Annotated in this window: 22 protein-coding genes; 21 read left to right on the top strand and 1 reads right to left on the bottom strand. The window is 34.1% G+C overall.

Translation table 11 applies throughout. From position 1 onward, the window contains the following. The first annotated feature begins 98 nt into the window (after window positions 1–98). The 21 genes from fliW to lspA all read left to right on the top strand — a co-directional run bounded on the left by fliW (window position 99) and on the right by lspA (window position 20,163). Complete coding sequence (gene fliW / locus H0486_RS15145; protein ID WP_228353793.1) at window positions 99–566, top strand: flagellar assembly protein FliW; 468 nt, start codon at window positions 99–101, stop codon at window positions 564–566. Between the two features lies 1 nt (window position 567). Further along, on the top strand, window positions 568–789 hold the full coding sequence (gene csrA / locus H0486_RS15140) for a carbon storage regulator CsrA (protein ID WP_228353792.1): 222 nt from the start codon (window positions 568–570) through the stop codon (window positions 787–789). Window positions 790–961: 172 nt separating this feature from the next. Continuing rightward, window positions 962–1,366 (top strand): flagellar protein FlaG, encoded by a 405-nt coding sequence (locus H0486_RS15135; RefSeq protein ID WP_228353791.1) that lies wholly within the window; start codon window positions 962–964, stop codon window positions 1,364–1,366. 12 nt (window positions 1,367–1,378) lie between these two features. Then, window positions 1,379–3,406, top strand: a complete 2,028-nt coding sequence (gene fliD, locus H0486_RS15130; protein WP_228353790.1) for a flagellar filament capping protein FliD — start codon at window positions 1,379–1,381, stop codon at window positions 3,404–3,406. A 108-nt stretch (window positions 3,407–3,514) separates the two neighbouring features. Further along, window positions 3,515–3,898 carry a flagellar export chaperone FliS gene (gene fliS, locus H0486_RS15125; RefSeq protein ID WP_408647634.1) on the top strand — a complete coding sequence of 128 codons (384 nt, stop codon included), beginning with the start codon at window positions 3,515–3,517 and terminating at the stop codon, window positions 3,896–3,898. Window positions 3,899–3,927: 29 nt separating this feature from the next. Continuing rightward, on the top strand, window positions 3,928–4,425 hold the full coding sequence (gene flgN / locus H0486_RS15120) for a flagellar export chaperone FlgN (protein ID WP_228353788.1): 498 nt from the start codon (window positions 3,928–3,930) through the stop codon (window positions 4,423–4,425). 178 nt (window positions 4,426–4,603) lie between these two features. After that, window positions 4,604–5,422 (top strand): flagellin N-terminal helical domain-containing protein, encoded by an 819-nt coding sequence (locus tag H0486_RS15115; protein WP_228353787.1) that lies wholly within the window; start codon window positions 4,604–4,606, stop codon window positions 5,420–5,422. 75 nt (window positions 5,423–5,497) lie between these two features. After that, window positions 5,498–5,797 (top strand): hypothetical protein, encoded by a 300-nt coding sequence (locus H0486_RS15110; RefSeq protein ID WP_228353786.1) that lies wholly within the window; start codon window positions 5,498–5,500, stop codon window positions 5,795–5,797. A 47-nt stretch (window positions 5,798–5,844) separates the two neighbouring features. Continuing rightward, a complete protein-coding gene (locus H0486_RS15105) occupies window positions 5,845–7,680 on the top strand; it encodes a motility associated factor glycosyltransferase family protein (protein ID WP_228353785.1) in 1,836 nt (611 codons plus the stop codon). A 15-nt stretch (window positions 7,681–7,695) separates the two neighbouring features. Then, a complete protein-coding gene (locus H0486_RS15100) occupies window positions 7,696–8,430 on the top strand; it encodes a cytidylyltransferase domain-containing protein (RefSeq protein ID WP_228353784.1) in 735 nt (244 codons plus the stop codon). 30 nt (window positions 8,431–8,460) lie between these two features. Next, on the top strand, window positions 8,461–9,522 hold the full coding sequence (gene pseI / locus H0486_RS15095; RefSeq protein WP_228353783.1) for a pseudaminic acid synthase: 1,062 nt from the start codon (window positions 8,461–8,463) through the stop codon (window positions 9,520–9,522). Continuing rightward, a complete protein-coding gene (locus tag H0486_RS15090; RefSeq protein WP_228353782.1) occupies window positions 9,519–9,959 on the top strand; it encodes a GNAT family N-acetyltransferase in 441 nt (146 codons plus the stop codon). The genes pseI and H0486_RS15090 overlap by 4 nt, the downstream gene beginning before the upstream one ends. A gap of 25 nt (window positions 9,960–9,984) precedes the next feature. After that, window positions 9,985–11,118, top strand: coding sequence for a UDP-4-amino-4,6-dideoxy-N-acetyl-beta-L-altrosamine transaminase (gene pseC, locus H0486_RS15085; RefSeq protein ID WP_228353781.1), 1,134 nt, complete (start codon window positions 9,985–9,987; stop codon window positions 11,116–11,118). After that, window positions 11,118–12,143 (top strand): UDP-2,4-diacetamido-2,4,6-trideoxy-beta-L-altropyranose hydrolase, encoded by a 1,026-nt coding sequence (gene pseG, locus H0486_RS15080; RefSeq protein WP_228353780.1) that lies wholly within the window; start codon window positions 11,118–11,120, stop codon window positions 12,141–12,143. The genes pseC and pseG overlap by 1 nt, the downstream gene beginning before the upstream one ends. Before the next feature lie 58 nt (window positions 12,144–12,201). Further along, on the top strand, window positions 12,202–13,194 hold the full coding sequence (gene pseB, locus H0486_RS15075; RefSeq protein WP_228353779.1) for a UDP-N-acetylglucosamine 4,6-dehydratase (inverting): 993 nt from the start codon (window positions 12,202–12,204) through the stop codon (window positions 13,192–13,194). 221 nt (window positions 13,195–13,415) lie between these two features. Next, the gene (locus H0486_RS15070) at window positions 13,416–14,966 is read left to right on the top strand and encodes a glycosyltransferase (RefSeq protein WP_228353778.1); all 1,551 of its coding nucleotides are present in this window, start codon (window positions 13,416–13,418) and stop codon (window positions 14,964–14,966) included. Between the two features lie 11 nt (window positions 14,967–14,977). Next, window positions 14,978–15,613, top strand: a complete 636-nt coding sequence (locus H0486_RS15065) for a class I SAM-dependent methyltransferase (RefSeq protein WP_228353777.1) — start codon at window positions 14,978–14,980, stop codon at window positions 15,611–15,613. A gap of 49 nt (window positions 15,614–15,662) precedes the next feature. Next, window positions 15,663–17,630: a hypothetical protein gene (locus tag H0486_RS15060; RefSeq protein ID WP_228353776.1), complete on the top strand. Its 1,968-nt coding sequence runs from the start codon at window positions 15,663–15,665 to the stop codon at window positions 17,628–17,630. A 34-nt stretch (window positions 17,631–17,664) separates the two neighbouring features. Then, complete coding sequence (locus H0486_RS15055) at window positions 17,665–18,693, top strand: tetratricopeptide repeat-containing glycosyltransferase family 2 protein (RefSeq protein ID WP_228353775.1); 1,029 nt, start codon at window positions 17,665–17,667, stop codon at window positions 18,691–18,693. Window positions 18,694–18,753: 60 nt separating this feature from the next. Continuing rightward, window positions 18,754–19,632, top strand: a complete 879-nt coding sequence (locus tag H0486_RS15050) for a hypothetical protein (RefSeq protein ID WP_228353774.1) — start codon at window positions 18,754–18,756, stop codon at window positions 19,630–19,632. A 51-nt stretch (window positions 19,633–19,683) separates the two neighbouring features. Continuing rightward, window positions 19,684–20,163 carry a signal peptidase II gene (gene lspA / locus H0486_RS15045; protein WP_228353773.1) on the top strand — a complete coding sequence of 160 codons (480 nt, stop codon included), beginning with the start codon at window positions 19,684–19,686 and terminating at the stop codon, window positions 20,161–20,163. A 5-nt stretch (window positions 20,164–20,168) separates the two neighbouring features. On the opposite strand, the gene H0486_RS15040 is transcribed toward lspA, so the two are convergent. After that, window positions 20,169–20,564 (bottom strand): hypothetical protein, encoded by a 396-nt coding sequence (locus H0486_RS15040; protein WP_228353772.1) that lies wholly within the window; start codon window positions 20,562–20,564, stop codon window positions 20,169–20,171. Window positions 20,565–20,581 lie beyond the last annotated feature (17 nt).

Raw genomic sequence — 20,581 nt, 5'->3', positions numbered from 1 at the left:
GACTTTCGATAATTTATATAATGAAAAAATAAGACAAATCGTGTATAATAATGTTGATATAAACAAATGATTCCGATGGAAGGGAAGGCGGGGAAGTTATGATAATTAATACTAAGCACTTTGGAGAAATTGATCTAGATGAGAATAAAATTATCTATTTCGAGAATGGAATCCTGGGATTTGAGAATTATAAAAAATATACCATTCTTTATGATGATGAGGATGGAAAACGACCGGACATCTCATGGCTTCAGAGTCTGGATGAGCCCTTACTTGCAATTCCGGTTATTAGTCCGTTTATTGTAAAAAGGGATTATAATCCGGAGGTGGAGGATGAACTGTTACAACCATTGGGGAATCTAACGGAAGATAATATTGTTGTACTGGTCTCAGTAACAGTACCAACGGATATCAAGAAGATATCCGCTAATTTGAAAGCTCCCTTTGTTATCAACTCAGATACCAAAAAGGGAGCGCAGATTATAATTGAGAATTCAGATTATTTGATTAAGTATGAATTCTACCAGCAATTGATGGAATATAAGGCAGCAAAGGAGGGCAAATAATATGTTAGCCCTATCAAGGAAAATGAATGAATCCATAATCATTGGCAACGATGTCGAAATCACCATACTGGATATAAAGGGTGATCAGGTGAAAATAGGCATCAGTGCTCCTAAATCCGTGCCGATATATCGGAAGGAGATCTATTTGCAGATTAAAGAATCCAATAAAGAAGCGGCGGAATCCACAGGTAATGAGGAAGCACTAAAGAAATTATTCAAGTAAAAACGGAATAAGTAAAGGTGACATGACGAAATTTTGCTGATTGCTATAAATAATTTTAGAAAGAAAACCGATATAAGAAGTAGATGTTAATGCAATTAACTGATACAGTCAAGGATGGCAATATGCATTATCGGTATATAGATATTTTATATGGCACATGGAGGTGTTAATAATGGCATTAAATTCATTATCGGGAGCAGGACATCAAAATTCTGCAAAGCCAATTCAAAGTTCAGTGGTTGAAACCAATGCACAGGCAATGGCTTCGAAGGATTTAAGTATAACCGAAGTTGCTACTGAGAACAAACATATTAGAATTGAGAAGAACAGAGGTATGAAAGAAGTAATTGCATCGGAGCAGCAAATTCGTGATGCGATTACAAGAGCTAATAACAAGATGAAAGCCCATAGGACCAGATGTGAGTTCGCTTATCATGAGGAGACGAATCGAGTAACCATTAAGGTATACGACAGGGAGACAGAAGAAGTTCTTCGGGAAATACCCCCGGAGGAATCGCTTGAGGTACTGGAGAAGATTTGGGAACTGGCAGGATTACTGGTTGACGAAAGAAGATAAGGAGGTAAGCTTATGCCAATGAGATTATCGGGATTAGCTTCCGGTATGGATACGGAAAGTATCGTTACCGAGTTAATGAAAGTACAAAGGTTAAAATCTACAAAGATTGAGAATAAGATCACAATGCTGGAATGGAAGCAGGAGAAATGGAAGGCATTAAATTCGAAGATTTATTCCTTCTATACAGGCTCATTATCTAAAATGAGAATGCAAGGAAGCTTTTTAGCTAAGAAAGCAACCTCTTCCAATGAGGCAAAGGCTACCATAACAGCAGCAACAAATGCACCGGAGGGAACCCATAGCCTGCAAGTTAAACAATTGGCTAGTGCACAGATCATGACAAGTGGTCAGATGGGGACAGATATAAACGGTAAACAGATTACCTCAGCAACCTTATTAAAGGATCTTGGATTTGATGCAAATGAAGGGTCTACTATTACTATCAATGCAGGACAAAAGACAGTAACACTTGATGTTGGTAAATCTACTACCGTGAATGACTTCCTAACTGCATGTAAAAATGCAGGCTTAAACGCTAACTACGATACATCACAGAAGCGTTTCTTTATCAGCTCGAAGGAAAGTGGTGTTAATAATTCATTTTCTATAACCATGAATTCCTCTGAGGAAGCACAGGATCGGAATGCGATTCGAGACTTCCTTAATTATGGCAGTTTGGGGTCGACTCAGAAAAGTACAGTTGACAAGCTGTTACAATCCTATATTGATCCAACATTGGTAGAAGCGGACAGGACCGCGATTAAAGATAGCTTATTAAAAATCAAGCATGATAGTGTACGTCAGTCATATATAAATTCCTATATTAATAATCAGGATAATATCGATGCGGTAACAGCGGAAGAACGTGAAAGATTAGAAGCAGAATTACCCGAGGGAGAAACCTTGGATCAGAAAGTTCTTGATGCTGCAGTAAAGAAAAAGCTTCAGGAAAAGGCAACAGCTGCTGCCAATGCAGAATTTGAAGCATGGAAGGCTGGTTCAGCAGATACGTCGAATGTGTTCGAATCAGCGGAGACAGATCTGGAAAATTTGCTGACTTCTTATTCCACAGATGATTTTGATGACAACACAATCGTAAAAACGAATTCTCTTGGTTTATTAAAGCTTGATGAAGTTATTAAAAATGCGGATGGATCTGTTACCAGAAGTACATCAAACAGCACCTTAGTTGAAGCCAGAGATGCCGTAATAATTCTGGATGGAGTAGAAATGAATGGTTCATCCAATGATTTTACGGTGAATGGACTTACCATTACATTAAAGGGTGTAACAGCAGGTGCAAATACTGCAGATCCCTCTGATGATGAGATTATTACAGTAGGAGTTACGGGAAATAGTCAGGCAATATATGATTCTATTAAGGATTTCATAAAAACCTACAATGAATTGCTGAAGGAGATGAATGAGGCATATAATGCTGTTTCCGCAAGAGGTTATCAACCTTTAACTGACGATGAAAAAGAAGCTATGACGGATAAACAGATTGAGAAATGGGAGGATAAAATTAAAGATTCCTTACTAAGAAGGGATGATGTTATAGGATCTCTTGTTTCATCAATGCGAACAATCCTTAGTGGCTCGGTAACATACAATGATAAATCATATTCATTATCTTCTTTTGGAATTCGTTCTATGAATTATACTGAAAAAGGACAATTACATATATACGGAGATCAGGAGGACAGCTTATCTGGCGCCTTTGAGGATGAACTGATGAAGGCGATTAATGAGGATCCGGATAAAGTTATGACGGTTTTCAATAAACTGGCTGGTGATTTATATGAAGATATGACGAAACGAATGAGCAGTACAAAGCTCAGAAGTGCGTTAACATTCTACAACGATAAAGAAATAGCGAAATCAATTACGGATTATCAATCAGAGCTTAAAAGGTTGGAAACGAAGTTGAATAAAATGGAAGATCGATATTATAAACAGTTCACTGCAATGGAGAAGGCTATGGCTGAAATGAACTCACAAAGCTCCTCTGTATTATCTATGTTAGGGATGAATCAATAATTATTGTTATGTTTAAGATGAGTGCTATTTATGGCACTCATCTTGTACTCGAACAACAGTGATTAATTATAATTGCAATGTTAGTGTAATTTTGTAATTGGAGGAAGGATAATGGCTATAAACGCGGCTTCAGCATATCAAGATAGTAAAATACTTACTGCTACCCCTGCGGACCTTACCTTGATGTTATATGAAGGGGCTATAAAGTTCTGTAATTTGGCTTTATTAGCGCTTGAAAAGAGGGATTATGATAAAGTTAGTAAGAATATCATTAAGGCGGAAAAAATCATTCAGGAATTTCGTGTTACCTTGGACTTTAAGTATCCGGTAGCAAAGAACTTTGATGTGGTCTACGATTATATTTATAGGAGACTCATTGATGCGAATATAAAAAAAGACAAAGAGATGCTTGAGGAAGCATTAGGCTATATTCGTGAGATGAGGGATACTTGGAAGGAAGTAATGAAAAATAGTAAAGCAAGTAGTAATTAATATGTAACAAGATGTGAGAGGATAAAACTATGGAATTAGAAAACCAAACTTTAAAGCATACGTATATTAAATTACTTTGTGATGCATTACAACGAAAATATGAAGTTCTTCAACAACTGATGAGGCTTACAGAAAAGCAAGAGGAGATTATTTCATCTGAAGCTTTTGATGAAGATTCATTTCTTGATATCATAGATCAGAAAGAAGAGCAATTGCAAACCCTTAATTCACTTGATTCTGGTTTTACAAAGCTGTATGAAAGTGTAAAGGAGGAGCTAGTGGTTGGTAAATTAAACTATTCCGTAGAGATATCTTGTATGAAAGAATTGATTACTAAGATTACTGATCTAAGCGTTAGACTTCAAGCGATAGAAAAAAGAAATAAGGAAAAATTTGAGGCTGTAATTGCTTCTAAACGCATAGAAATAAAGAAATTACGTATTAGCAATCAAACAGCAACTAATTACTATAAAACAATGGCTCAACAGCATGAATCTCAATCATATTTTTATGACAAAAAAAATTAAAAAAGTATATAAATCACTATAAAGTTTTATAAATTATTGTCGATATATATAACAAGTAAGAAATTATCTTACGGATTATTCTTCTTGATGGAGCGTACGGCCAGATAGAAGAAACTTACAAAAGTTTTAGCAGCATGGAAGTTGCTAATACAATATAATTTCAAGGAGGAATTTTATTATGGTAGTTCAACACAATATGGCAGCAGCCAACACAAGAAGACAGTTAGGTATTACTACAGGAAATCTTGCTAAATCTACTGAGAAGTTATCTTCTGGTTACAAGATTAACCGTGCAGGTGATAATGCAGCTGGATTAACAATTTCCGAAAAAATGCGTGGACAGATCAGAGGTCTTGATCAGGCTTCTGTTAACGCTCAGGATGGTATTTCCTTAATTCAGACAGCAGAAGGTGCTCTTAATGAGACTCAGTCCATTCTTCAAAGAATGAGAGAGTTAACTGTTCAAGCAGCTAACGATACTAACGTTACAGAAGATCGTGAAGCTATTGAAGAAGAACTTGTTGCATTATCTGCTGAAGTAACTCGTATTGGTAATGAGACTGAGTTCAATACCATGAAGTTATTAGATGGTACTTTTACAGGAAAGAACCTTCAGGTTGGAGCAAACTCAGGACAGAATATTGCATTTAGCATTAATACAATGACAGCAACCGCTCTTGGAGTAAACGCTATTTCATCTGAAGTTTCTAACTATTCTGATGCTACAGCAGCTATTACAACTATTCAATCAGCTCTGAATCAGGTTTCTACACAGAGATCTGCACTTGGTGCTTTACAGAACAGATTAGAGCATACCATTGCTAATGCTGATAATACTTCAGAGAATTTACAAGCTGCTGAATCCCGTATCCGTGATGTTGATATGGCGAAAGAGATGGTTAAATACTCCAAGGATAACATTCTTCAACAGGCTGCTCAGTCTATGTTGGCTCAAGCTAATCAATCTACACAGGGTGTTCTATCATTATTACAGTAATCGTAGTTTATTTATTAAAAATAGGGCTGACTTAACGGTCAGTCCTATTTTTAAATCTAAAATAATGAGGTAATTATGGATAATTTTATTAGTAAAATAAATGAAATTCAGAATTTGATAAAAAATACAGCATTCTTGTTCTATCAGCAAAAAAATGAAATGGGATATGCACAATTAGGAGAAACGTTAGAGGCTTTAATAGTTGGTGTAAATGAACTTATTAATTATGAAAAGAACGAAGAAGATATAGAAAAAAAAGAGAAGAGAATTAATTTGGTTTTATCTGAAGCGATGAAAGCAATTGAGGTAAATGATACGATTTTGCTATCGGATATATTATTGTTTGATTTATCTGATTTAATCAAAGATTTATAAATTTTTAAAATATAGATATGTTAGCTATCACGTAACAGGAGAGAACTATGAACTATTTGGAAAATAATATGGAATGTATAAAAAAAAATAGACCATATATGTATAAAAGACTTATTGAAACTGAAACAAGAGATACCTCTGATCAAATTAGTGAAATTAAATCAGTCATAACTAAGGATAATAGTAAGACGTTGTATATAAAGAAAGGGACAAAATATTACCGACTTAACAGCATATATAGTCCTTCTAATGAAGCGAATATTTGGGCGGACCAATTTGAGCTTAAGAGTTTAAGTTCAATAATATCAATGTTTGGATTTGGAAATGGTGAGTTCGCACGATCTTTAATAAACAGGATAAGAGACAAAGATATTTTAGTTATTTATGAGCCTAGTATAGAGGTGTTTTATCATGTGATAGAAGAATATGATATTACTGATATACTATCAAATATGCAAGTTTCGTTTACTGTTGAAAAAATAAATGATATCGAATTTCATAACACTCTTAGAGTAGTATTAGATATAAACAATATCTCAACACAAATTATATGTACGCATCCATTTTACGATAAGATATTTCCTGAAAGTGGAGTATCATTCTTTAAGGAGCTAAAAGACTCCTATTATAATGCTAAAATTAATATAAATACGGAAATTGCTTTCGGTAAAAGGTTTATTGAAAATACTTTACATAATATTCGATACCTACGTGATAGTATTTCAATACATGAGCTAAAAAGCATTGTTCCAACAGATATACCAGCGATGATAATTGCTGCAGGACCATCCGTATCGGAACAAATAGAATATATAAGACAAGCAAAGGGAAAAGTAGTAATATTTGCAGTTGACAGAATTCTGGAGTTTTTACTTGAAAACGGCATTGAACCAGATTTTGTGGTTACATTAGATCCGATGAAACCAGTGCAATTTTTCTCTAACCGTACAGATGTTACAATACCGTTATTATGTTTTATAGAAGCAAACCATGAAATATTGGATAGACATATAGGTAAAAAGATATTTTGTAATTGCACAGATTTCTTAAAGCAAGTATATGAAAATATTAATAAAAAGCCACCTATGGTCTTAAGTAGTTCTTCAGTTGCAACATTATCTTGCTTAGTATGTGTTGAATTAGGTTTTACTGATATTATTCTCGTGGGTCAAGACTTGGCTTATGATGGTAATAAGAGTCATTCTGGCAGAGAAGAGATATCACCCAATACTAATAGAGATATAGAATTAGAGGATATTGAAGGTAAACCGATACGCTCAAGATATGATTGGAAAAGTTTTAAGATTTGGTATGAAGACTTGATTGCTTTAAAACCCCATATTAATATTATTGATGCAAAAACAAAGGGAGCTAAAATTAATGGATCAACTATTATGCCATTAAAAGATGTTTTGGTCAAGTATTGTAATCAAGAATTTGATTACAATACTATTGCCAATATAAATATAAATACATTCGATCAAGAAGGTATTTATGCGGTAAAACACTATTTAGATAAGAACTATAATAATATTGAGAAAATAATAAAGAAAGCGAAGGGATCGATTAAATACTGTAATATTCTTATAGACGAAATAAATCATAAAAAATTCAATTCAGGGATAGAATTGCAGTATGTTACGAAAATAAGAAAAAATAACCAATTTATTCAAAAATCATCTTTATATAAGTTAATAGATATTTATGTTAAAGCTGTTTCTATGCAGGATATTTTGGAAATGAATAAGTTGTCAGAAGATTATTCTGAGAATAAATTGATTACTTATATGAAAACAAAGAAAATAAACGAAGCTATTATTGAGGCAGCTGATTTTATAAAGCCAAAACTTGAAGATGCAATTAAACAAGTGGTACCTATGTAGAAAGAGGAATGTTGTATGAAGATAATGGTAATCATCCAAGCCAGAATGGGTTCATCAAGGTTACCGGGCAAAGTATTGAAAAAGCTATATGATAAAACTATATTGGAGCATGATGTCGATAGAATTAGGCAATGTAAACAAATTGATGATATCATCATAGCAACTACGACAAATAAAGCGGATAATGAAATAGAGGAAGAAGCAGTACGGCTAGGCGTACACTATTATAGAGGAAGTGAAGAGGATGTTCTAAGCCGCTATTATTATGCAGCGAAAGAATATAAAGCTGATGTGATAATACGAATTACATCGGACTGTCCGCTGTATGATCCTAAGGTTTTAGATGAGATGATAAGTTTTTATAAGAAGAATCAATATGATATCGTTTCTAATGCTGGAAATGATATAGTTAATAGAACATATCCAAGAGGTTTAGATACGGAAATTTTTTCTTATAATATACTTGAAGAAGCATTTTACAAAGCAAGAGAAAAGTATCAAAGGGAACATGTAACACCATATATATATGAAACATCAAGTAAAATATATTATTATAAAGCTGATACTGATAATTCAAAATATAGATGGACATTAGATACAAACGAAGATTGGCTAGCAATATCAAAAATATATGATTATTTATATCAAGGTTCTCATGATTTCTATTTAGATGATATATTATTATTAATGCAAAAACATCCCGAAATATATGATATTAATAAGAATGTAGAGCAGAAGAAGCTGAAGTAATAGATTCATAATTAGAGTGAAGGTGTAATATTGAGAAATATAAAGATTAAAAACAGAATTATTGGGGAGGGTTATCCAACTTATATCATTGCTGAGATGTCGGGTAACCATGCTGGAAGTATAAATCGAGCTAAAGAAATAATCCATATGGCAAAGGAATGTGGAGCCGATTGTATTAAATTGCAAACCTATACTCCTGACACGATAACAATAGATTGTGATAACAAATATTTCCGAATAAATGAAGGAACATGGTCAGGAGAAAACTTATATAAACTATATGGTAAAGCTTATACTCCTTGGGAATGGCAATATGAATTGAAAGCAGAAGCTGACAAAGTGGGAATTGATTTTTTTTCTACCCCCTTCGATAAAAGTTCAGTAGATTTTTTAGAGGATATAGGTATTGAGTTTTACAAAATTGCTTCATTTGAGTTGACTGATATACCATTAATTGAATATGTGGCTTCAAAGGGTAAACCTATTATTATGTCGACGGGTATGGGAAGTAAAGAAGAAATTTGGGATGCATTAAATACAGTGACTATGCAAAATAATAACCAAGTTGCAATATTGAAATGTTCTAGTGCTTATCCAGCAATATCAGAAGATATGAATTTAAGAACAATAGTAGATATGAAAAATACGTTTCAAGTACCGGTAGGATTATCAGATCATTCAATGGGATCAATCGGTGCCATTACTGCGGTTGCATTGGGTGCTTGTATCATTGAAAAGCATTTTTGCTTAAATAGAAATATTGTAAATCCGGATTCATCCTTTTCAATGGAACCTGAAGAGTTTAAAAATATGGTTAATGATATTCGTAATGCAGAAAAAGCCCTAGGAAAAATAAGTTATGAAATTACATGTGGTGAAATGTCAAATCGAAATTTTCGCCGTTCCATATTTGCCGTTGACGACATAAAAGCGGGTGATGTTTTTTCAAATAATAATATCAGAGTCATTAGGCCAAGTTATGGTCTTGAGCCAAAGTATTACAATTCTGTATTAGGGAAAAAGGCATTATGCGACATAAAAAGAGGTACACCATTAAGGTTGGATCAAGTAGAGCAAGGAGAGTTAATGTGAAAGATTGTTATTTAAAATCAGTTCAATTGGAAGATAAAAAATTACTATACAAATGGGCAAATGATGAAGAAACAAGGTTAAATTCATTTTCAACTGATTTTATACCATATGAGACACATGAGAAGTGGTTTAATAACGTGATCAGGTCAGAAGATATTTTGCAGTTTATTTATTATATGGACAATATTCCAATTGGACAAGTTCGTCTTTCTATTAATAATAATATAGCATATATAAATTATAGCATTAGTAAAGATCATAGGGGAAAAGGACATGGAAAGAATATCTTATTACTCGTTGAAAAAAAATTAAGAGATGAGTATCCCTATATTACACAAATTAATGCTCAGGTTAAGGTAGATAATGTACCTTCAAGAAAAATATTTGAAGGTCTAAATTACAATCAAATGTACATTGAGTATTCAAAAAAAATATAACAAGAGTTAATGAGGAGAATTACTTATGTATATTCCATATGGAACGCAAAGTATAGATGATGATGATATACAAGCAGTGATTAATACTCTAAAAGCAGATTATTTAACAACTGGGCCCAAAATATCAGAATTCGAAGATTGTGTAGCAAAATATGTTGGAGCAAAATATGCTGTTGCTGTTTCAAATGGTACTGCAGCACTTCACGTTGCATGCCTTGCTGCTGGAATAAGTAAAGGTGATGAAGTTATTACAACTCCGATAACTTTTGTGGCATCAGCAAACAGTGTTTTATATTGCGGAGCTACCCCAGTGTTTGCAGATATTGATCCGAAAACATATAATATAGATCCCAAAGACATTCGAAAGAAAATAACAGCGAAGACAAAAGCGATAATTGCAGTTCACTTTACAGGACAGCCATGTGATATGGATGAGATTAAAAAAATAGCGGATGAATTCAATCTAATTGTTATAGAAGATGCAGCACATGCTTTAGGCGCCGTGTATAAAGGCAGAAGAATCGGAACAATTTCAGATATGACTACATTTAGCTTCCATCCTGTTAAACACATTACAACGGGTGAAGGCGGCATGATTGTAACAAATAATAAAGAGCTATATCAAAAACTTTCCATAATAAGGAGTCATGGAATTACCAGAAATCCAGAATTGATGAGTTGTAATGATGGACCATGGTATTATCAACAATTGGAATTAGGATATAATTATCGAATGACTGATATACAATGTGCCCTAGGTATTAGTCAGATGAAAAAGTTAGATTTCTTTATTTCTAGAAGATTAGAGATTGTAGATAGGTATAATAATGCTTTTAAAGATAACGAGAATATTCTAATTCCATATCAACTAGACGGTTGTTACAATAGTTGGCATTTATATGTTATTCAAGTGATGAATAGAGATCGCAGAAGAGTGGTGGAAGCATTGATTGCAAAAGGGATTGGAGTTAATGTACATTATATACCTGTATATACACAACCATATTATCGTAGCCATGGATATTCGGATGTTGTATGCCCTAATGCGGAAACGGCTTATAGTAGGTTTATTAGTTTGCCTATTTTTCCCAAGCTTTCTAAAGAAGAACAAGATTATGTAATTGAACAAGTGATAAAAATTGTAGAAGGTGATTATTAGTGATAGCATTTCGTGCGGATGCTAATTCCGAAATTGGTAGTGGTCATATTATGAGGTGTTTATCAATTGCGAAAGCACTTCAAAAACTTGAACAAGATATTGTTTTTATAACTGCTGATGATAATGGGAAGGAGCTAATTCGTAGAGAACATTTCCCTAGTATTAGTCTAAATACTCAATGGACTAATATGGAGGGTGAATTACTAGAATTAGAAAAGGCAATTATTAAATACAAGATTCAGGTATTAATAGTTGACTCATATTATGTTACACATAATTATATGAAGAGGGCGAAAGATTTGGTTAAGATTGTTTATTTGGATGATCTTAACCAATTTGTATATCCAACAGATATATTAATCAATTATAATATCTATGTTTATGATATTCAATATTCGAGCTATTATTCTGAAAATACAACATTACTTTTAGGATGCGATTATGTTCCGTTAAGAGAGGAATTCAGTGGTCGAATTAGAACGATAAATCCTAGTGTAAATAATATTTTAATAACAACGGGAGGATCCGATAGCTATAATATGGCAGGTCAGTTGCTTTCGTACATTCGTAAGTTTAGTAAGTTTGACAGCCTAAATCTTCATATTATAGTTGGAGCATTGAATAAGAATGTAGAAAATCTAAATAAACTATCTAAGTTATATCCCAATATAATTCTGCATCGGGCAATCAACAATATGGCGGATATAATGATGGAATGTGATATAGCAATTTCTGCAGGAGGTTCAACGTTATATGAACTATGTGCCTGCGGTCTACCTACCATTAGTTATTCATTCGCTGATAATCAGTTATGGATAGTAAATAAATTTAATCAGGAGCAAATAATCTATTATTCTGGTGATATTAGAGGAGATATTTCTGCATGTTTAGGAAAAGTTAACGATTCATTAAGTACATTAATGAAGGATGCTTTACTTCGCAAGGAACTTTCATTAAATATGCAAAATTTAACGGATGGACGAGGAAGCTATAGAATAGCAGAAAAAGTGTTAAAATTATTATGAATAATGTCGATATATAATATAATTGTATTACGTAACAAGAATTTTGGAGGGCGCATTCATGTTAAACGGAAAAAACATACTAATTACTGGCGGAACAGGTTCTTTTGGTAAGAAATTTTTAGAGATGATATTTGCGAAATATAATCCTAATAAGGTTATTATATATTCCAGAGATGAGTTTAAGCAGAGTATAATGAAAACTGAATATGCAAATAAAGTGGATATGACAAAGGTTAGATTTTTCATTGGTGATGTCAGAGATAAAGACCGTCTTTATCGAGCATTTGAAGGAGTGGATTATGTAATTCATGCAGCCGCAATGAAACAGGTTCCTACATGTGAATACAATCCATTTGAAGCAATTAAAACGAATATTCATGGTGCACAAAATGTGATTGATGCTGCATTAGATAAAGGAGTAAAAAAAGTAATAGCTTTATCTACAGATAAAGCTGTAAATCCAATAAATTTATATGGTGGAACTAAACTGGTATCGGATAAGCTTTTTATTGCAGCTAATGCATATTCAGGGGAAAAGGGTACAAGATTTGCAATTGTACGGTACGGTAATGTTGCGGGGAGTCGTGGCTCCATTATTCCTGTGTTTAAAAACTTAATTGAGAGAGGGGAAACTACCCTTCCCATCACTGATTTTAGAATGACACGTTTTTGGATTACTTTGGAACAAGGAGTTGAATTGGTATTCAAGGCATTAGCAGAGGCTAAAGGAGGTGAAACCTATATTTCTAAAATTCCATCTTTTAAAATAGTTGATTTGGCAAAAGCTATGCTTCCTAATTCGAAATTGGTTGAAATAGGTATTCGCGAGGGCGAGAAATTACATGAAGTCATGGTAACAAAGGATGATTCTAGAATGACATATGAATATGATAAGCATTATATAATTTACCCTAATTTCGAATGGATGGATATAAGTAAGTCTCTGCTACCAGGTGGTAAATTAGTTGAGGAAGGCTTTGAATATAACTCTGGTAACAATAATAACTGGTTAGAGGTTGATCAACTGTTACGAGAATTACAAATGTTATAAAGGGATTGTTTGTTAGCATTATAAAACTTCTTATATTATACTTATATATAGTAAAGATAAGATGAATCAAAATACCGGCTCATTTTTTAGATGTTTTTGAAAATTGATATTATTAAATAAAGAAAAGTTTAAGTTCGGGACTACTCTTTTTAATACTTTATTTAACAATTTAATTATTTATTGGGATTATATTCTTTGATATACTATGTAAAGGAGTTCATATGAATAAAAATAATGAGTTTCTGAACGAGATACTTAATTTAGTTAAACTAGTTGATGATAATCACCGTAATATAAATGCATTTAATAAGCTTCTTGGGAATATAGGCAAGTTGTACTTTGAAATTGATGATAAGAATGAATTATTAGAGTCGTTATACGAAATGTGTAATGATATACCCGATATGTTTGTAGTATTATTAGAGTATATTTTTCAAGCAACATCTGATGGTAGAGTGCTTCAAAAGCAGATTACTGTTTTACTTGAAAATCTGAGTAAGGGTGTGTTCAATGTTTTTTATACGAATTTTTACCGATGGCAGATTATTAGTAGGCTATTTCTTTTAAACATAAAAAACTCGTTGTATATAGAACGAGCATCTCTTCACTCTGAGTTAGTGAAACAGACACAAAAAATGTTAGGTATATCTTATTCTCTGATACCGAATGAAGAATTAAATACCAATCGAATTGTTTTAATCTCAGAACAGTTGTTGAGTTTTAAACATGGTCCTTCGCGAAACTTATTGGATTATTACTATACATTAAAATATGTATTGAAGAAAGAAGTGCTATTACTTGTAATAACAGAGATGCCATTGCATGATAAAGTAAAAAACTTAAATTATGGAATTAGTTATAGGGAATTTTATTATCTTGATGCATTAGATGGATCGTTTTCTATTAAGTATCAAGATGAAACAGTAAATGGTTATCAATGTATTTTAAATGAGGATAGATTAGATGAGATTAAAGAAATTATTCGATATGTTTATAATTGGAAGCCATATTTAGTATATAATATGGGATCTGAAAATATTATAGCAGATATACTTGGCTCATTTACTAACGAAGTTACAATACCATTTTCTTATGAATATCCGGTATCGGAAGGTCACTATTTGATTTTAGCAAGAAATATTGAAGATAGAGATAAGCATATTGTAGATTACCTTTATAAAAGAAATCAAGAAATTATTGAAAGTACATTTGTATACAAATTAAACGATCCTATTAAAAAGTATAACAGAGAGGAATTTGACATAAACGAAAATAGTTTTGTTGTTGCAATTGTTGGAAACCGATTAGAGTATGAAATAAATGATAAATTCATAGTAGACCTGAAAAACGTATTAGAGAGAAATAATTCTGTTTGCATTGTTTTTATTGGTAATTTTGATAATTTTGATATAATTAAGGATAAGATTGGCTTTAATGAAAGAGTAAAATATATCGGATACCATGAAGATTTAAGAGGGGTACTAAATATAGCAGATGTTTATTTAAATCCTCCAAGAAAGGGAGGTGGGACCAGTGCGGTAGAAGCAATGGCGCAAGGATTACCAGTTATTACACTTGGTGAATGTGATGTGGCATATGCAGCAGGAGAGAATTTTATATATGAAACTTATCATAGCTTACCCGAAGTTATTTCAAAATATAAAGATGATTATGAGTTCTATAAATCTCGGAGCGAACAAGCTATATTACAGGCCACTAAGGTAGTAGATACAAAAAATGTAATACAAAATATATTGAAAGTTATAGAATAAGGATCAAGAATATGTATAATGAAAGAGAAGGCGGTTTCATGGATATAGCACAACATAAGATGGAAAGAATAGTATTAAGCAAATCGTTAGTAGACCAAATGGAAGAAGATATGCTAATTCGAAGACATATTGAAAGATATGCTTTAGTTAGACAATATCTGTTTGGTAATGTTTTAGATGCAGCATGCGGAGTTGGATATGGTTCATATTTGTTAGCAAAAAATCCTGATGTTATTTCTATTCATGGTGTTGACTGTGATGCTGAAAGTATCAATTTTGCAAACACGAATTTTGCTAATGATAAAATAACATTTGAACACAATAAAATTGAGAATGTTACAGGGAAATATGATATGTTAGTTAGCTTAGAAACAATAGAACATCTTGAAGAACCGATGGTGTTATCTGAGCTAGTAAATCGATGTGAAATAAAAGAGATAATAGTGTCATTCCCAACGAAGAAAACTACTCATTATAATAAATATCATATTTGGGACTTATCAATGTCAGATGTAAAATACATATTTAATGAATATGAATGTATAAATCATATCCAGAATGGAGATTCGATGATTATGCATTTCATTAGGCGTAATAGATCTGGATATCCAGAGAAAAAATATTTAGTTTCAAAATTAAGTAAATAATGGGTATACGCAATAACTAAAGTGCTGAATTTTTAAGGAGGTAGGTTTTATGGATCAGGGTTACAAAAGACGATTGCAGCTAGTGGCTGTAATATGCTGTGCAATGGCGATGCTATTCGTCCTGCCAAAGCAGACTGCATTTGCTGCGACACAGGTATCAATTGCTCGTATTGATTACTCAGAAGAGAATATCATAGTAAATAATAATGGTAATAGTAAAATATATTTTGCATCTGAGGCAGAAGCAGACAAAGGAGTGTGGGAGGAAATTGCTGTTGCGAATCCCAGCGGGACAACAGAGATCGATTTATCCTACTTATCAGCTACAAAGGCAAATACTCTTATGTTTGCAGGAGAAAGTGACGCAGACAAAAAGGATCCGGTTCGCGTTATAATAAATGAGAGAGCTAAAAAATTAGAAGTTACAGTCAATTACGAGAAAGCAGATGATTTACCTGCTAACGCGAGTATCGCTGAACTGGTAAATATCCAAGCAACTATTGGTAATGGTGATTTCCCGATAAAATTTATCGACCTCGAATGGAAAAAGGGAGAGGGTGGCACCTGGTATAAGTGCATCGGTAATACTGATGCCAGTAAGAATTTAACTGTTGATAAGCTACAACGATATATGATTAAGGGTACAACCTTGTACTTTCGAATTGCAGCAATAGATGTTACTTCTGCTGCTGGTATTGATCAATATGGAAGAAATAATGGACGTCGTTACAGTGATGACATTAAGGTCAAGATAACAAAGAGACCGACGGCTCCGAGGGTGGTAAAGGGAATCGATGGTTCTAAGTTTACGGCAACGTTAAAATATGGACAGGAATATCGCGTGACGAGTTTAAATGGTACGGTTGTACCCAATCCTGTATGGGTTAGAATTACAGATAAGAAAGTAAAACCCATGGATCTCACGGAAGTGGTTGGATCCGGTGATGGTTATTACAGCAATTTCCCGTCAGTAACCATTGAGTATAGAGATTATGCTACTTCAAAGAAAGCAGCATCAAAAATCTCTACGATATCAATGCCTGAACAACGTGAGCCGAATGGTGTAATCATTAAAGGCGACGTACCGAATGTAATTGATCCGACTAAAGAGGATGTTTATGTTTCTTATAGTGGCAACAAGTATTTAGTTATCACAATCCCTTCAGCTTCATCCTCGAAGCCTTATGAGTATGCGATTATGAAGACGGGAGATACGGATTATAGTAAAGCAAAATGGTCTACTATTTCAAAGAACTCTTCCGTTAAGATTTCTTCTACTAAGGCACGTGATGATTATGAATTAGTTGTAAGACTAAAAGAGATTAAAAACAAAGAAGTTGCATCTACTTTATTGAAGGTAGATGGATCCACCACCGATGTTTCATATACGATTACTTATCCGAGTGTTCCTTCATTTGAACCGCAATTATTAGAGTATATGAAGGGTGAGAGTTATTCACCGGAACCTTACTTTATTGTAAAATTGAATGACCCGGGTAAGATACCGTCTGAGACTAAGATTGAATCTGTAAAACTTGGTACAAAAGAGATAGAAATCTATCCGGAAGAGTATGCTACAGATTCTACGGGCTCTTACATGAAGGTAACCTTGAAACGTGACTCATTGAATTCTATGGCTATTTGCACGAACAAGCTGCTTACCATTACATTTAAAAATAAAACAGTAAATAAAACATCGGTTCGCATTACGATTACAACACCGAAAGCAGCTGCATCCTTAGATGCAACTGCAGCGCCGGGATCTGCTGTCGGCACGACAGCTGTTACATTGAATGCTCCGACAGCCGGGAACATATATGTGGTAGAAGTAGGGACAAAGGTTACCGGAAAGACCACAAGCGATAAGGTGGATGGTGCAGTGCCGCAATACACATCAGGCAGTGATATTAGTGTAACGGCAGGTCAATATGTAACAATCTATGAGATTAATGCTACGACACGTAACATAGTGGCATTTAAGAGTATTGAGATTAGTGCTTCTCATATAAAAAATTGATTGAGCCACACAACTAATCCGTAGGAGACAGTTTATGATTACTATCAGTATTTGCATGATTGTGAAGAATGAAGAGCAGGTTTTGGAGCGATGCTTAGAATCCCTTAAGGGGATAGCGGAGGAGCTGATCATTGTTGATACCGGATCAACCGATTCAACAAAGCATATTGCGGCAAAATACACGGACAAAATTTATGACTTCACATGGATTGATGATTTTGCTGCAGCAAGGAACTTTTCCTTCTCCAAAGCCAATATGGATTATATTTATGTTGCAGATGCGGACGAAGTAATTGATGAAGAAAACCGGCAAAGGTTTCTGCTTTTAAAGCAGAACCTATTGCCGGAAGTAGAAATCGTTCAGATGAAATATGCCAATCAACTGGCATTCAATACTACCTATAATTTTGATGTGGAATACAGACCGAAGCTTTATAAGCGGATCCGTAAATTCTATTTTACGGATCCGATACATGAAAGCGTCCTTTTGTCTCCCGTTGTATATGACAGTGAGGTTACCATTATGCACATGCCTATCTCGAATCATGCAACGAGAGATTTTCAAATTTACAGGAGAGTGATTGAACGAGAGGGACAGCTTTCTGCGAAGCTATTCGAAATGTATGCAAAGGAGCTTTTCATTGCAGGAGAAGATAAGGACTTTCTTGAAGCAGCTGAGTATTATGAGGATTTTGTAGAAAATATGGATTGCAGTGAGAGAGAACGTAAAATATCCGAATGTATTTTGGCAAAATACTATAGAATAAAAAGAGACGTTACAGGCTTGATGAAGTATAGCCTGCATAATATCGGAGACGGAAAGGGATCAGCCGAGGTCTGCTATGAGTTGGGGGAATTCTTCTATGAAAATGGCGACTATAAGGAGGCCACCATCTGGTATTATAATGCAGCCTATGAGACGGAATGTGAGCTTAATATTCATTATGCAGGAGACTATCCGTTGAAGCGTCTGGCAGAGTGCTATCGTTTTCTTGGTAACAAGCAGCAGGAGGAAGCATTCCAGGAATTATATGATACCTGGAGTATAGAGAATTTGAGGTGAGCATACTTGACGGAAAACATAAGAGGGATCTTTGAACATAATATTGAGCTATTAGGAGATATGAACAAGGCTGTATATTATTTTAGAAAACAGCAGTACGATAGGGCGCTTGAACTTATGGCAAATTCCATCGATCAGATTAAGTTTGTAATCGAGGCGATTGTCTCTGACAGAGAATATTTTCATATGGTTGAGACGGAATCGATGCTGGAGATGCTGTCCGGGATTCTGGAAGCCAAGAAAAATATGGATTTCATCTTACTTGGCGATTTATTGGAGCTACAGCTCATCGGCTTCTTGACAGGGGTACAGGAGCTGATTATGAGTAAAGAGGAGATCGTGTTTGACGAAGAAAACTACAATGAGAATATTAAGCTGCTTCTCGAACGGGGTGTGGGTTTTACTAAGCAATTTACTAAACCGATTGACACCGCCGGCTTGCTGGAAAGTGGCTATCGTGTTGAATTTACCTCTTGTGGACGTATGACGCTGGCCGCAGAGAATGAAGGGGCAAAGTTCTACTTTCATACCAATAATCAGATTCAGACCGAGGCTTTTCTTTTGGCTGAGGAATGGTATGAAGAAGACATTAAAAAATATGTTATCTATGGTCTGGGAATGGGGTATCATATAGATGAGCTTCAAGCTATGGCACCCGATGCCTTTTTCGAGATTTATGAGGCAGATCCCAATGTAATACAATTAGCCTGCGCGTTTGCAGATATTCGAAAGCTGCTAATCAACCCTAGAATAAAAATCATTTTTGATCCCGAATTATCAGTACTAAAGCAACGTGTCAGTACATTGGGACCGGAGGAGGTTTATCGCATTCACTATCCCTCCTATCGGAATCATAAAAATGAAGAGGGAGTCGGAATCCTGGAATCAGTGATCCCATGGTCCAAACATTTAAAGTCAGTTAATACGTTAAATAAATAATCGTATCAAAACATAAATAGTATTGAGTATCATAATGATAAGGAGGCTCCTATGCTGTATATTTTGATTGTTCTTGCGATTGTATTAGTGGAATATAAGATAAAGAACTATATAGAGGAAAATAAGAAGCTTGGGGACCACGAAGATATCCTTCAAGGAAAAGTTACCATACGTAAACATTATAATAAGGGAGCATTTCTTAATTTTATGGAAAATAAAAAGGAGATAGTCAAGACCATATCCTGTGTTTTCCTGGGCCTGATTCTACTCCTTTTTGCACTTGTATTACCTAGAAAAGGTAATAAGCTGATGAAATTCGGATTATCATTATTACTTGGCGGGGCGATTAGTAATGTCTATGACCGTATTCATCGTGGCTATGTGGTTGATTATTTTAGCATTAATTTTGGTAAGCTTAAGAATGTGATTTTCAATATCGCTGACTTTGCTATAATGATAGGTTCGTTATTGGTATTTATAGCTTCGATATTCACTAAGGATAGCACGATTAATACTAATGATCTGACATAATAGCATTAATCCCAATAACCTGCTTGTTGAATTGATAGCTCACCATTGTTACAATATGGGCAGGTTACTGATTTCTCATTCGATATATCACGTAGAATTTCAGGTTCCTCATTGCAGTAGGTACATTTTGCATGAAACTTTACGGTATCCCCGGAATGAAGAATTAGCTCTAATGTCGGAGTTGAGTCCAAACGTCTGCATCCGGGGCAGATACTTAGCTTACGGTCATAATGGAAATGTTCTATCATTCCTTCGGATTGATATTTCATAATCCGTTTGCTATCTTCTTCAGTAAAATATGTCATGATTTGTTCTAAATGAAAATCCGCCATTCCATGTCCGACATGAATCTGCTTTAAGTAATTGCATTTCGGACAGGATATCTGTAATATTTTTCCCAAGTTAACACCTCATTCAT

It is taken from the genome of Variimorphobacter saccharofermentans (assembly GCF_014174405.1).
GTDB lineage: Bacteria > Bacillota > Clostridia > Lachnospirales > Lachnospiraceae > Mobilitalea > Mobilitalea saccharofermentans.
This window is presented reverse-complemented; position numbering and strand designations above follow the sequence as displayed.